Genomic DNA, 14,571 nt, shown 5'->3' with positions numbered 1-14,571 from the left:
AACTCTAAAAAGCCATGTCAATCACTGACTCCAAATCAAACATTCAAGCAACTATTTATTTACTTTATTAATAAGCGTTCTTATTAATAAACCCTTTAAACACAGTTAAAAATACAATTCGAATATCCAGTAACAATGACCATTGGCGAATATATTCAAGGTCGAACTCTATACGCTTTTCCATTTTTTCAAGCGTATCTGTTTCACCACGCCAGCCATTAATTTGTGCCCAACCAGTAATACCAGGTTTCATTTTATGGCGTAACATATAAAAGTCGACTAATTTCCTATATTCTTCATTGTGTGCAACAGCATGAGGGCGAGGACCAACAATCGACATGTGCCCTTGTAAGACATTGATAAATTGCGGTAGTTCATCAAGAGACGTTTTTCTTAATATAGCACCTAATTTAGTAATACGAGCATCACCTTTAGTGGCTTGTTTCACCACACTGCCATTATCAGCAACAGTCATTGAGCGAAACTTCCACACATTAATCGCCTTACCATCTAAGCCATAACGTTTTTGCTTAAAGAAAACAGGCCCACGAGAATCTAGTTTAATTAATATTGAAATAATCAACATAGGTATCGCAATCATGCATAAAATCAATGCAGAACCAATAATATCTTCAAGTCTTTTAGCAAACGATGAAAGCCCACTTAATGGCGACTCATACACACTGATTGTTTGAATAGACCCGACATGAGAGAGGTGACCGTTTAATAAGTTAAAAGTAAAGAAATCAGGTACTAAATGTACATCAACAGTGGTATCACCTAATTCACGTAATATAGATTCAATACGTTTTTGTGCAGCTAAAGGTAACGCAATATAAACGAGGTCATACTTTCCCTGTTTAGCTAACTCAATTCCGGTTGCTATATCACCCTGTAATTTAGAAAAAAACTTAGAATTAGAAGATAAACGAATATTATCTCTATCATCAAAAAAGGCATTTAATGTGAAACCAATTTCAGGGTGATTAGCAAATTCAGTTGCTAGACGAAAACCTGAACTAGTTAAGCCGATAATGGCGACCCTTCTTGTATTCAAACCATTGCGACGACGTTTGTATAGATACAGACGGAAGGACATGCGCCAGCCAATTAACAGCAAGGCACTACTAAGAAACCAAGAACCAATAACTAATCGGGAAAGGTCTTCACTCATTTTGCTGAAAAACAGATAAACTACGACCATAAAAACAGCAAAGAACCAACTCAAAAAGGTATAGAGAGAGAGGCGAGAAGATGAACCTGTTCGCCAAGATCGGTATAAACGAATATTTTCCGCAAAAATAATGAAAGAGAGAGACCCAATAAGGCCAACAATGATATAGGGATCACTTACTTCAATAGAGTGAGCGCCAATACAAAAAAACAACAAAAATTGAACAACTGAAAAATCGACAATTCGATATACCGCAGAGAGTTGATTTATATTGTTCTTAACGAAATCTTGTTCAGTCATAAATCCCTTTACTTCACTATTATTAGACTACATCACTTAGTCACAAAAATGTGATCACAATAACAAAACATAATAACTTTAACAATATTAAAAGTGTTTGATAATGACTATTTCACAACAAATAATGAGAATGAAAGTATCCTTTACAATTAAAGAAAAAACTTTAAAAAACAACAACTAAAAAAGAAATAAAAAAAACACCTCTTTATAAGTAAGTTGGTATAAAGAACATTTAAACTACGAATTCATTAAATAAAGCATACTTCATTAATATCAAATAAAAAAGAACAGAAATATATTTTTTAATAATAAGCATGTCGTTTTAATTTTATTTATTGAATAATTTTTTAGCGTACTGATTTAAATTCTTTTCTATATATTCAAAAACAAAATGGCCAACAATTAAGGAGCTGACAACTAAAAATAATAAATAGATTACAAGATTACTCTCTGTAAATAAGTAGAGGTATATCTTATTCAAAATTACCAAAGTAAAAGCATGAGATAAATAAAGTGAATAAGACGAATTTCCTAAAAGGTGAAGAGCTTTCCCAAAAAGGTTTCGCTCAAACGTTTTTAACTTTTCATTAATTAGCAGACCAATATGGAAAACTAACCACATAGGCAAGCCATAAAGAATAAACCTATTAGAAAGCCCTACCACATTAAACAACATTAAATAAATAGCCAATACAATGAATAAAAAGCATATTTGTAAATTATTATTAACCTTTTTAGAGTAAATAATATAAGACAGTGTTCCCATCGCAAATTCTAATAAAAACTGGTCGAAAAAGAAGTGTATGGATAATGAATAAAAATAACTGGTAAAAGGCAAAAAACATAATACAGCAAGTAACCATATTTTATTTAGCCTAGCTGTAAGAACAAGCGCACATAACAAATAGAAATAAAATTCATAGGATAATGTCCAGCCATTTTGAATCAGATACTTACTTTCAGTTGGGAGCAAAAAAAAGGATTCTAAAATCAGAGTTTCCCCACCACTACTGTTCACCATAGAAGGGACAATAAGGTACGCAAACAATGCAATTATTGTAAAAAACCAATATAGCGGGATGATTCTAAGTACCCTAGATTTTAAAAACTTTAACGTATTGAACTCTTTATTATCAGTAACAAAACAGATAATAAATCCAGATATAATGAAAAACAGATCAACGCCGGATTCCCCAATATAATAAATCGACGCATCGGGAATGTTATTTTGCACGGCCTTAATAGTTGAATGGTAATAAACAACTAAAATAGCAGCAATGCCACGTAAATATTGAATTGAATTAATCATGGCTATTATGCTCAAACAGATAAGGATTCAAGAAAGAAAAAAGAAAAACAATTAAAACAGCCTGGCCATCAGCCATGAAGGTAACAACAAATAAGCAATATAGATTAAATAATAAAAGATTAACCGTGAACCTGTTGCTCGCTAAACTTAAAAGAGATAGACAGCCGATCCAAAACAGGTGTAAAAACAAACCTACAATCCCATATTTTACAGACATATCCATATAAAAATTATGAGCACCATTGTTGAGACGTTGATCCGCATAGAAACGCCCCATAGCCTCCGTAATTCTATCTGCACCTATACCAAAAAAGAAATTATCCCTAATAATCTGGTAGGCGTTAATTAATAAACTTTCTCTGTGCATATTAGATGTAAACAAAGCGAGTTTTTCATCTAAAAAATAACTTTCATAAATTTTAATGTCTATAAAATGACTGATTTGACTTAAAATAGAAGGGGCTAACAGAATGGAAAACCCAATTAAAAATATAATCACTCCCTTTAATTTTGGTTTCGCAATAATAATGTGAGTCAAAATAACTAAAAGAATAACCAGCATTACACCTAAAACCCCTTTTCTTTCCATAGAAAGACCAAGAGGTATCAAGCTAATTAAAAAGTAAATCCAATCCTTTCTCATCGCAGAACCATTTGCCTTTAATAATAAAAGCACTGACAGTAACCCAAAAGCATACTTTCCATCGGAAGCAAGTTTGTAACGTGTAAAATGCCCTAAGGAGAAATGGTAAAAAACAGTATATAAGGCTGAAATAGCGATAAATATAAGCATCCATTTATAAAAGGCTTTGCTATCCCATTCTGCATATATTGAAGCAATACCTAAATAAAAGCATACCCATAGAAACTGAATAGATTCTTTAATCGAACTAGAAGTATTATCTAAAAATATCCCTTGTACTATGATATAAAAAGCAATTATCCACATAGGTAAGAATTTAAATTGAAAGAATTTCAAATAAAACTTAGGGAAAATAAATAATGTCAAAAGCAGAGTAATCGCACAAACTAAGTCTGCCACCCTAAGTGTCGCACCGAATAGATGATAACGAAACATGGAGAAATAAAGAGGTAGAATTGATGCGGCTAAAATAGTTAACAGACGCTTATATTTCAACATCGTTGGAGTTTCTAAATATAGTTTATGTAGCGCTATTTCAGGTATCATTTCATACTTCCATTATAAAATTGCTGATACAATAATGCGGTGTTTTCTGCAGAATAATATTGTGCTTTTTTTAAAGAGTCTAATGACATTTTAGCATAGAGATCTTTTGACTCTTTAACTTCACATATTAATGCCAATAACTTATCCACATCAGCCACGTCAAATAATGCATCTTTTGATACTATATCGTTAAGCCCTTCTACATTTGTAGCTAAGCATGGGAGACCAGCCGCCATTGCTTCAACCGCCGCTAGGCCAAACCCTTCCCAATTAGAAGATTGAACATAAAGATCCAATGACTCTAAAAATTCTGGGATATCATTCACCTGGCCATAAAAGTATACTTTATTCGAGACTCCAATTTCATCCGCAAATAACTCTAGTTGAGTTCGTAACTCACCATCTCCCGCTAAATGTAGCTCGCAATCACTGTCAAGTAACTTGATGCATTCGATTAACGTTTTAATATCTTTTTGTGGGTGTAAGCGGCCCACCATCCCTATTTTGAAGACCTTCTTATCAAGATCTATATTCTTCCTCTGTAACGAAAAACGGCTTAAATCGATTCCATTACAAATAACCTCGGTTTTCTTAGTTGGCCAATTTAAGTCTCTTAACAGTGCATTTTGGACACCTTTTGAAATACAAGCCGTTTTTTTGAATTTACGAAAAAGAACACTCTCTAACGTTTTGATAAAAAGAATATCTCGACGTCGATAATGTGGATTATGCTCAGTAATCACTGTCGGAGTTGATGTTAATAACGCAATATATAAAGAAGGAAAAAGGTGCGCGTGTACTAAATCCGCATTGTTCATACGTTTTATAACACCACGTAAACCAATATCTCGTTTATGGTAAACACTAACCCCTAATTGCTTTAACTCATCAACATATTCGTTTTCACCACGCGTTAAAATAACTTCGAACTGAAATTCATCTTTTTGCAAGGTCATTAAATCAACGAGTAAACGCTGCACACCGCCGAGGCGCTGTAAATCATTAGTGATGTGTACTACTTTTTTCATTTGCCAGCCTTGTTTATAAATTCTTCACTACAGAGGTTAATGGCATAGTCATTAATATTCTGGACTTGTTTAATCGATTTTGCTGGAGAACCTACAACGACCATAGCTTCTTCAACATTTTTTACAGCTACAGTTCCAGCACCTAACACGGCATTATCACCAATGTTAATTTTTCCGACAATATTGGTATTTGGGCCAATATAAACATTATCTCCGATTGTCGCTGCATCACTATTATGCATAGCACCAATAGAAACAAACTGTAATAAACTGCAATTATGACCAAGAGTTGTTTTAGCATTGACCACAATGTTCCCATGAGGAATATATAAGCCATAGCCAACTGATACTTTGGGACTTAATTGGACATTAACCTTTCTACCAAGGCCTGCTTTTAGCACTTTAAAAAAGCTAGAAATAACAAAGTTATTTGATCGTGTCATTCTTAAATAAACTTGAAATCTAAAATAAGGATTTTTCAAAAACAGTTTTAAAAATACCTTGAAATTACTCTTCCCTTCATAACGAAATAAATCACTACGAATCAAAGCTTTTGGAGTCATATTTATCATTATGAAAATGTCCCTATTAAACAAATAAATTGAGATAACTTAAATTTGAACTTTGTTAACAATGACTCGCTAAATTGATTTAATAAAGGGATAAAAGATAAATTAATTGATTTACACTGTTTGAAAAACAGTCGTCTGTCAGCACGCTCTTTAATTTTGAAGCCTTTGAGGCTGACCAATAATGAGTATCTAGCAACTTGATTAATTACTTCACCTTTATCCTCAAAACTGTTAATTGTTTTCATTGAAGAGTTAATTAAATTAAGCAAAAGGTTTGAATAAGTTGAAGTTCGATTGCTAGTTGTTGAGCCTTCACGTTTCCGATAAAACACTAAACAGCTTGATAAACGCAGAGTCTTTCTGGCTTTTGAAAAAGCATGAATATTGTAAAAAATATCTTCAAATATCACTCCTTCAGGAAATTGCAAACCTTCGAGCATTGATTTCTTGTATAATCGAGTCCAAACAAAAAAACCGTAATGAAAAGGATTTAATTTTGAAGAAGGCAATTGTTCAACACTCGCTTTGTTTTCTTCTGGTAAAGTACCGGTAAACTCTTTGAAATCAAATTCAATAATATCGTATTCAGAAGTGCTGACATAACGACTTAACGTTTCCCAGTAATAGGAAGAAATAGCATCATCCGAATCAATAAAACCTATATATTCACCTTCTGCACTTTTTAAAGCAACATTACGCGCTGCGGCTTGTCCTTGATTAATTGACTGTTTTATTATTTTATAATGAAAGTTTATTAAAGGGGCATGCTCTTCAACAAATTGCTCACACACAGTAATGGAATGTTCAGGACAACAGTCGTCAACAAAAATAACTTCCACTTGTTCACTATTAACACCCACCAATAAACTCGTCATCAAATCAGGTAGATAATCAATAACCTTATAAACAGGGCAAATCAGAGATACTTTAATAGTCATCTTATGAGCCCTGCTTTTTATTCATTACACCATATTCCTCAGCATAATTGTTTAACATGACGGGTAACGAATATTTTGCTAAATATAAGTCATAAGCAGCTAATCCGTGATCAATTATTTTTTGCTTATCATCGATATATTCACGCATTGATTGTGCCATCACTTGTGCATTTCTGATAGGTACTAAATAACCTGATTTTTGCTCGATAATTAATTCTGAACAGCCACCCACATCAGACGTGACCACTGCTTTTTTACAGGCCATCGCTTCAATAATACTGCGTGGTAACCCTTCCCAAAAACTTGATAATATAAACACATCGGCTTCTGCTAATTTCTCTGCAAAGTTATCTACTACTCCACAAAATTCGATCATACCTTCAGGAAAGTCAGCGAAACGCGCTTTAACCTGCTCTTCGTATTGTCCATCACCGTAAATACTCAAAGTAAAAGGTTTCTTTTCAGCAAGTAACTGATGACAAGCAGCAGCTAAAGTCACGTAATCTTTTTGATCTTCAAAACGCGCAGCAGTGATGAAATGGACCGGTTTTTCGGTTAGTTGCCAAGTGTCATTATCTTTTCCCAACATACCATTTCGAATAACTAACAGCTTTTTATCGGGTACCCCAATGCGCAAATATTCATTCTTATCAAACTCACACACACCAATGATCTTTGATGGTAAAATAGATAACATTTTTTCAATTAACTGATACTTTTTATAACCTTTATTTTCAGGGGTATTCACAAATGGAACACCATGTGGAACATAATAAGATCGCTTGAAAGTTAACATTGCAGCCATACGACCCAACGCACCAATTTTAGCAGTGTGCCAAGAACACACTTGTGGGTTTTCAGAGATAACCAACCAAACTAATTTTAATAATGAAAAGAGATCACTAAACGGACTTACCTCTCTTTTTAAGTCAGTCAAGGCATGCACTTTAAAGCCTGATTCACGTAATTTATCAATCGCTTCACCGTCGCCGCCTATGGCATAAACAACCTCAGCACCTTCATCACGAAATTTTTCACCTATTTGGCAAATATGTTTAAATGAACCCGATACAATAGTATCTGAACGTGTCATTCCAATTAAAACTTTCATTTACACTATCCCTGTTAATTTTTTATAAAGCGTTAAATATTGGTTTGCAATAACATTTACCGTGAAATTTTCAGCAATTAATTGCTCTGAAAAAACTTTAACTGAATCGATATCTTGATTATAAAGTTGTATGCCTTTTATCGTACTGTTTTTAATATCTACGGCATCGAAAGACTCTGAAATGTAACCATTTTTTCCATCTGTTATTGCATCACTTGCACCACTGACAGGAGTTGAAACTAATACTTTACCTGCCAACAATGCCTCTAATAATGAATTAGAAAAACCTTCAGCTTCAGAGGCATTAACAAATACATCGAACTGCTGTATAAATTCCACTGGGTTATTCACTTCCCCATGAAAAGTGACTTTATTCTCTAACCCTTTTTCTTTGATATAGGCTTTAGCGGAAGCTAAAGCACTGCCACTTCCAATCAAATGAAAATGAACGTTCTGCTGTTCATTGGCTAATAAGACAAACGACTCCATCAATACATCCACTTTCTTTATACTTTCTAGGCGACCATGATAAAAAAGGTTAATAATCGCCCTATTTTTTTCTTGTAATGACTTATCCACACCTAGATCAGTATTAATTAATGCAGTGTCGATACTGTTAGGTATATTGATAATATTTTTAAACCCAAACGCTTTACAGTTCTGTGCAATCACATCAGTAATAGCGACCACTGTTGGGTTCGTTTTTAAAACAAAGTTAGCCATAATAGGGCCAAAGAGTTTTTTGGCCTTTAAAGCATTAAAATCCATAAACTGATTCGAATTCCCAACTTTAATCAATATTGGCTTATTGAATAAGCGAGCGACACAACAACCAACAAAAGCACCAAATTTACCTTGGTGACAATGAATCACGTCAAAGCTTTTATGATTGAAAGCCGCCCAAATTAACACTCTTAATAACCAGTAAATTGAAAATGGAATCCAACGTCCTAATAAATCCGGTGCGATCGGTGAATACAAACGAGTAACCGGCACTTCATTTAATACTTCTTTAGCTTGTCCTTTGTATTGTTGGCGAGATGTTAAAATCTGTACATCAAGCCCTTTCTTTTTAAGACCTTTAGAAACACGCCCACATTGTTTTTCTGCGCCGCCAAATACATCTGGCATATATTGACATGTAAGCATTAATATCTTCATAGACATTACTTAGTACCTTTTTGTTTAATTATTTAATAAATTTATTTTTTAAGTAGGCAAAGATTGGTTTTTCAAATAATAGGTAAGCAATGACTCCACTTAATACACCTAACATTATTAAAATAAACCACGTGATAAACGGTGGAAGAAAATCAGGAGGTAATAAAATCCCTCGCTTCCATACACCTGACATAATCATTAATGGAAACATGTGAAATAGATAAATAGAGTATGAAGCATCACCACATAAGTTAAAAAAATTAGGGTATTTGAATGTTTTTAAGGTTGGCTGAAAAACAAATAACAGGACAATTGCAATAGCAATAGAACTCCGACTTAAAAATGTTGGCGCATTCAGCCTCCATTCATCTATTAAGATAAAAGCCAAAACGAGACCAGTAATAATTAATAACGCCAAAATGGTATGTCTGGCATGCCATTTTATTGGTTTTTCTATGACGATAAAGGCTAACCATCCACCTAAAGCAAAGGCTAAAGTACGAGAATTAGTGATGACCTCAATGATAGGAATAGTCGTATCAATAAAAATCCCTATGATAGATAAACAGGCAAAGCCAATTGTTAATATTTTTAATATTTCAATGGATTGAAACTTCATTGATATTAACAATGTAATCGCTAAATAATAAAAAACGATATAATGTAATGTCCATCCGATTTCTAGAATTGGCTTAATGCTGCCGTCAATATATATAGGATTTAATAATATCGAGTTAAGAACTTCGTATAAACTATAATTGGCAGAGGCTCCTGGTACCATAGACAATATTAATAAGCAGGCTAAGCCTACCCACCATATTGGATAGATCCGAATAATCCTTTTTTTAAGAAAATCCATTGCATCTTGTTTTCTATTCCAAGTGGTATAAAAAGCAAAAAAACCAGATAGCACTAAAAACAAATCAACGCCTAACGCACCAAATACTTTCGTATAGCCTTGTTCGACTTGCCAAAAGTATTCAGTAAACTCTAAGCTTTCAAATCGTTTTCTAATAACACCATGTGAATGAGAGATAACAATAAAGATTGCTCCCATCGCCCTTAAAAAGTGTAAACTGGTCAGCCTCATATTGATTCCTTTCAATAAATAAATGAAACAATTCCACACCTAATACAAATGGTATGTCACTCAACTATGAACGTAATCTTTTTACATTTAACACTATTTCCGTTACTTTTTTTGGAAAAATAATTAGATAAAACATTGCATACACAGAGATTCCAATAACGATGCTAACAATCACCTTAATGATCGGTTCTAAGCTATTTATCTGAGTTTGTAAGCAAAGATAAACCACCCCTCCCATAAACAAAGCACACACTAAAGAAGGTATTACCCCCCTAAAAATTCGGCTAACTGAAAATGAGAACTTCTTTTTAAGAATAAAAATCATTATTACGCTAATCAGAGTTGTCACTGATATAGTAGAATAAACAACATGATAGATTGAGTACTGGGCTGAAATACTAACGAGACTTAAAACGACAACGAACTCAACCACACGTATTCTAAAGGGTATATGTGAATTGTTGGTAGCATGACAAAGTTGGCCAAAAAAATAATTTAACGTAACGCCCATCCCGCCTAAACATAAGATGGACAACAACTGCCCACTTTTCAACCACTTCTCCCCAAAAATCAAATGGACTAAATCAGCCCCTATAATAAATGTCCCCACAAATGCCGGTAGTGCAAACATTGCACATGTAGTAATAAAATTTAGGTAGCATTTTTCCAATTCAATTGGTGACTCTTTTAAATTAGCAAAGGCTGAAAAAGAGACATCAACAATCGGTTTGATTGTAAATTGAACGATAACATCCAATAATTTCCCCGCTATTTTAAAAACCCCTAAAGTAGCGACACCTAAAAAATAACCAACAATTAATTCAACAAACCTAAAAATACCCTGCCCAATCAATGAACTTAAAACGATAGGCTGCCCTTGCTTTAAAACATTTGTTACACGGGCATAAGAGAGATGCCATGAAGGACGCCATTTAACCCCCCTCCAAACTAAGACTAACAGGATAGTTGTTGATATGATTTTTTGGATAATCAAGCTATAAAAACCAAAGTCATTATAAGCCAAGTAAATCGCAATGCTGCCAGCAAAAACAGAGGAACATAATAGCCTTATTGCTAATGCTTTAAACTTAAACTCCCTTCTTAAAAGCCCTTCGGGCGTTGTAGACAAAGCTTGCATTAAGGGAACAACAGATAATATTTGCAAAGATATTGCTAACCCCGGCGCCTCAAAAAATGCCTCTAAAGAAGAAGAAAAAATAACAAACAAAATACTCGTTATTAAACCGAGCAACAACGTAGCCATAAAAGCATTATTTTCAATAGTGCTATCTGACGAATTAACATTCCGCACAACTACTTCAACTAAGCCAAACCGAACTAACACATTGGTCAACTCAACAAAAATAATCGCTAGCGCTGCAGTGCCAAAATCAACTGGAGATAAGAGTCGTGAAAGAATAATAAATATAATTAAGCCAGAAAATTGATAAGCCGAATTGCCTATTAAACTCCAGATCGATCCCTTCACTATTTTTTTATTTAAGGTCATGTACCCACAAGCACTCTAAAAGAAAAAATTACATTAAAAACAGACACTTAACCCATAAAACCATCAAAAAAACACAGTTAACGGTTAAGTATCATCAACGGCAGAAGTACCAGTTTGCTATGTAATAGCAAACTGGTTAGTCCACTTTAGGCATGATACATTTTGTACCAATCAACAAACTGTTGCATACCATAATCAATCTGTGTGTCTGGTTTGAAACCGACCTCTTCCTTTAGACTATCAATATCCGCAAAAGTTGCCGGTACATCTCCCGCTTGCATTGGCATATAATTCTTTTTCGCTTCTTTACCTGCCGCTTTTTCTATCGCTTCAATAAAAGTCATCAACGCAATTGGTTCATTATTACCAATATTAAATACTTTATAGGGTGCTTTACTTGAAGAAGGTGAAGTATTTGGATTGTCTGCGTTACGCATTGGCACCACATCTTGAATGCGAATAATCCCTTCAACAATGTCATCGATGTAGGTAAAGTCACGTTTCATCTTGCCATTGTTAAACACTTTAATTTCGCGGTCATTTAAAATGGCATCAGTAAATAAAAACGGTGCCATATCAGGACGTCCCCATGGGCCGTAAACGGTAAAGAAACGTAGTCCAGTAGTAGGTAAGTCGTATAAGTGACTGTAACTATGAGCCATTAACTCATTTGATTTTTTGGTAGCTGCATACAAAGAAACCGGGTGATTAACTTCATCTTCCGTAGAAAATGGCATTTTTTCATTCATACCATAAACCGAGCTAGATGATGCATAGACAAGATGTTTCACTTTATTATGTCGGCACCCTTCTAAAATAGTGGCCATCCCCACTAAGTTAGAATCAATATAAGCCATTGGATTTTCAATAGAATAACGCACGCCAGCTTGGGCTGCGAGGTGAATAACACGGTCAAATTTTTCTTCAGAAAATAGACTTTCCATTCCTTCTCTGTTTGCTAAGTCAAGCTTTACAAAGGTAAAGTTGTCGAATTTATCAAGGCGTTTTAAGCGTGCTAACTTCAAGTTAGGATCGTAATAATCATTTAAATTATCCAGACCAATAACATCATGCCCTGCGTCACATAAACGCTCTGACACAAAGTTGCCGATAAACCCTGCTGCGCCTGTTACTAAATATTTCATCTGCTTACTACCTTTAAAAAGTTAAATTAGTTTTACTAAGTACTTAAATTTAAAATTATCATGTCAATGTGTTTGGATTTTTCATTTTTGTAAAATTACAGGTAATCCATTATTTTTTCTTTTAAAATTTCTTCTACAACATATTGAGACCCTTCAACCGATAAATGACCATAATCGAATACTAAAGGGGTATTATTGTTATCCACTTTAGCCAAGCAACCTTCTTCATTGCATAACTCGTCTAATAATGAAATATGTTTAATTTCTGAGTTACCGTAACGCTCATGTAATTGACGATTTATTGAAAATAGAGGAGTCACAAAAGATCGATCTTCTATTATGGTTTTAGTTGGTTCAAAATGTCTTTTAGCGATTGTATTTGGTAATGATGGTTCCCATTGTGGAACAGGACCTATTAAGATAATTTTTGATTTTAAATTGTGTTTCGTGATGTACGAAAAAATTTCATTGTAATCATTTTTATCGTGATCAATATGTTGAACTAGAATAATTACTTTTGGTTTTATTTTTAGTATTTCATCTTTGGCTTTAGCGTTTGCTCTATCACAAGCGACCCTATATTCACCATCTAGTTCAGTATCCTCTTTAACAAGTGGCCTACAATTAGAAGTGGTAATTTGACTTATATTTTCACCGCTAAATGATTTTCTAATACCATAAGATAAAGATTTAGCATGAGAATCACCCCAAATGAAAATCCCACCTTCACCTTTATTGAAGCAACTATTAGGTATGTCATTTTTAGGTTGGCGTTCAACAGTATCAAAAAAATCACATTCTGGACTGAATAACCTCATAAAATTTTTAATATAATTATCACGGTGATAGTTAGCCATATACAGAGTTTCTTCCGAATTGCTAATGCTTCGAATAGGTTTATTAACACCATTACTAACAAATACAATCGATCCTAAAAATGCAGTTAAAATACAAAAATATAAAGGTTTACATTTTAAATAACCAAGAAGTTTGGGAAACTCTTTCTTAAATTTAATCGTTTCAATATACTTATGGCTAATAAATCCAAGTAATACTGATAAAAAAATTCCAATATATATAAATATGCTATTCAAAGAAAAATAGTAAATAGCAACAACAAAAGGCCAATGCCATAGATAAATCGAATACGACCATTTCCCTATCTTCTGAAAAACAACATTACTTGTTATAAGGCTATTTTCACGGTCAGCCTGTATTATTAAAAAAGCACCAAAAACAGGGAATATAGCTAAGTACCCAGGCCAAGGAGTCCCTTTTGAAATAAAAGCATATGAGACAACGATTAAAAGTAGCCCGCCCCACTCAAAATACTTTTTACTTTGCTCTTTTAGTGAAAGTGGATACAAGAAGGCTACACCACCGAGCATCATCTCCCATGCTCTTGTTGGTAATAAATAATAAGCTTGATTGGGCCATTGATATGTTGAAATAGCACTCAAAATAAAACTGATAACAGCACCAATTACAATATATTTTTTGATTGTTTCCATTGATACAAAATTTTGTAAAGAGACTAATATTAATGGATAAATAACATAAAATTGCCACTCAACAGATAAAGACCAAGTATGTAAAAGCCACTTTTCATGAGAAGCAGCATCAAAATAGCCCGCCTCCATCCAATAGATAAAGTTAGATAAAAACCCAGTACTAGCAGCAATATGTTTTCCTAATGCTCTATATTCTAATGGGGAGAGATAAAACCAGCCAAATATAAGAAGGGCTAAACAGAGAACAGCCAGCGCAGGAATTATTCTATTTGCTCTTGCAATATAAAATTTCCAAATTGAGAAATTATCTGCTTGAATTCCCCTAAATATTATCCCTGTCATTAAAAATCCAGAAATAACAAAAAACACATCAACTCCAGCAAAACCACCAGGCACCCAAGAGGGGTTGAAGTGAAATAACACAACGGCAATGACGGCAATAGCTCTAAGACCATTTATATCTTGTCTAAAATTCAACATTTGTAATTCCATACTAAAAAGATAATAAATATCATTTATGTATAATCCATTTT

General features: G+C 33.7%; 12 protein-coding genes. All 12 read right to left on the bottom strand.

Annotated features, from left to right (window positions below):
- Positions 1-67: 67 nt before the first annotated feature.
- The gene (locus DS885_RS06540; protein ID WP_113818630.1) at positions 68-1,474 is read right to left on the bottom strand and encodes an undecaprenyl-phosphate glucose phosphotransferase; all 1,407 of its coding nucleotides are present in this window, start codon (positions 1,472-1,474) and stop codon (positions 68-70) included.
- Positions 1,475-1,802: 328 nt separating this feature from the next.
- The gene (locus tag DS885_RS06535) at positions 1,803-2,783 is read right to left on the bottom strand and encodes an acyltransferase family protein (RefSeq protein ID WP_113818629.1); all 981 of its coding nucleotides are present in this window, start codon (positions 2,781-2,783) and stop codon (positions 1,803-1,805) included.
- Positions 2,776-3,972: an O-antigen ligase family protein gene (locus tag DS885_RS06530; RefSeq protein ID WP_113818628.1), complete on the bottom strand. Its 1,197-nt coding sequence runs from the start codon at positions 3,970-3,972 to the stop codon at positions 2,776-2,778. Before DS885_RS06530 ends, DS885_RS06535 begins: the two co-directional genes overlap by 8 nt.
- Complete coding sequence (locus DS885_RS06525) at positions 3,969-5,000, bottom strand: glycosyltransferase (RefSeq protein ID WP_113818627.1); 1,032 nt, start codon at positions 4,998-5,000, stop codon at positions 3,969-3,971. The genes DS885_RS06530 and DS885_RS06525 overlap by 4 nt, the downstream gene beginning before the upstream one ends.
- Complete coding sequence (locus DS885_RS06520) at positions 4,997-5,572, bottom strand: serine acetyltransferase (protein ID WP_113818626.1); 576 nt, start codon at positions 5,570-5,572, stop codon at positions 4,997-4,999. Before DS885_RS06520 ends, DS885_RS06525 begins: the two co-directional genes overlap by 4 nt.
- Entirely contained in the window at positions 5,572-6,510 is a 939-nt protein-coding gene (locus DS885_RS06515) for a glycosyltransferase family 2 protein (RefSeq protein ID WP_113818625.1), read from the bottom strand. Before DS885_RS06515 ends, DS885_RS06520 begins: the two co-directional genes overlap by 1 nt.
- Position 6,511: 1 nt before the next feature.
- Positions 6,512-7,621 carry a glycosyltransferase gene (locus tag DS885_RS06510; RefSeq protein ID WP_181817710.1) on the bottom strand — a complete coding sequence of 370 codons (1,110 nt, stop codon included), beginning with the start codon at positions 7,619-7,621 and terminating at the stop codon, positions 6,512-6,514.
- Positions 7,622-8,788, bottom strand: a complete 1,167-nt coding sequence (locus tag DS885_RS06505; RefSeq protein WP_113818624.1) for a glycosyltransferase — start codon at positions 8,786-8,788, stop codon at positions 7,622-7,624. It lies immediately after the preceding gene.
- Between the two features lie 22 nt (positions 8,789-8,810).
- Positions 8,811-9,872 (bottom strand): acyltransferase family protein, encoded by a 1,062-nt coding sequence (locus DS885_RS06500; RefSeq protein ID WP_113818623.1) that lies wholly within the window; start codon positions 9,870-9,872, stop codon positions 8,811-8,813.
- A 64-nt stretch (positions 9,873-9,936) separates the two neighbouring features.
- Positions 9,937-11,382: a lipopolysaccharide biosynthesis protein gene (locus tag DS885_RS06495; protein WP_113818622.1), complete on the bottom strand. Its 1,446-nt coding sequence runs from the start codon at positions 11,380-11,382 to the stop codon at positions 9,937-9,939.
- A gap of 146 nt (positions 11,383-11,528) precedes the next feature.
- Positions 11,529-12,527, bottom strand: coding sequence for an NAD-dependent epimerase (locus DS885_RS06490; RefSeq protein WP_113818621.1), 999 nt, complete (start codon positions 12,525-12,527; stop codon positions 11,529-11,531).
- 95 nt (positions 12,528-12,622) lie between these two features.
- A partial coding sequence (locus DS885_RS06485; protein ID WP_309472383.1) for an acyltransferase family protein occupies positions 12,623-14,571 on the bottom strand: 1,949 nt, incomplete at its 5' end.

This window comes from Psychromonas sp. B3M02 (assembly GCF_003318165.1).
Lineage (GTDB): Bacteria > Pseudomonadota > Gammaproteobacteria > Enterobacterales > Psychromonadaceae > Psychromonas.
Note: the sequence above shows the minus strand (reverse complement) of the source record. Positions and strands in the feature narration are given on the sequence as shown.

Bases quoted from the DNA above. Each gene is read 5' to 3' on its own strand.
- DS885_RS06540 (WP_113818630.1), bottom strand. From the start codon at position 1,474: ATGACTGAACAAGATTTCGTTAAGAACAATATAAATCAACTCTCTGCG.
- DS885_RS06515 (WP_113818625.1), bottom strand. From the start codon at position 6,510: ATGACTATTAAAGTATCTCTGATTTGCCCTGTTTATAAGGTTATTGAT.
- DS885_RS06495 (WP_113818622.1), bottom strand. From the start codon at position 11,382: ATGACCTTAAATAAAAAAATAGTGAAGGGATCGATCTGGAGTTTAATA.
- DS885_RS06520 (WP_113818626.1), bottom strand. From the start codon at position 5,572: ATGATAAATATGACTCCAAAAGCTTTGATTCGTAGTGATTTATTTCGT.
- DS885_RS06510 (WP_181817710.1), bottom strand. From the start codon at position 7,621: ATGAAAGTTTTAATTGGAATGACACGTTCAGATACTATTGTATCGGGT.
- DS885_RS06505 (WP_113818624.1), bottom strand. From the start codon at position 8,788: ATGTCTATGAAGATATTAATGCTTACATGTCAATATATGCCAGATGTA.
- DS885_RS06490 (WP_113818621.1), bottom strand. From the start codon at position 12,527: ATGAAATATTTAGTAACAGGCGCAGCAGGGTTTATCGGCAACTTTGTG.
- DS885_RS06530 (WP_113818628.1), bottom strand. From the start codon at position 3,972: ATGATACCTGAAATAGCGCTACATAAACTATATTTAGAAACTCCAACG.
- DS885_RS06525 (WP_113818627.1), bottom strand. From the start codon at position 5,000: ATGAAAAAAGTAGTACACATCACTAATGATTTACAGCGCCTCGGCGGT.
- DS885_RS06500 (WP_113818623.1), bottom strand. From the start codon at position 9,872: ATGAGGCTGACCAGTTTACACTTTTTAAGGGCGATGGGAGCAATCTTT.
- DS885_RS06535 (WP_113818629.1), bottom strand. From the start codon at position 2,783: ATGATTAATTCAATTCAATATTTACGTGGCATTGCTGCTATTTTAGTT.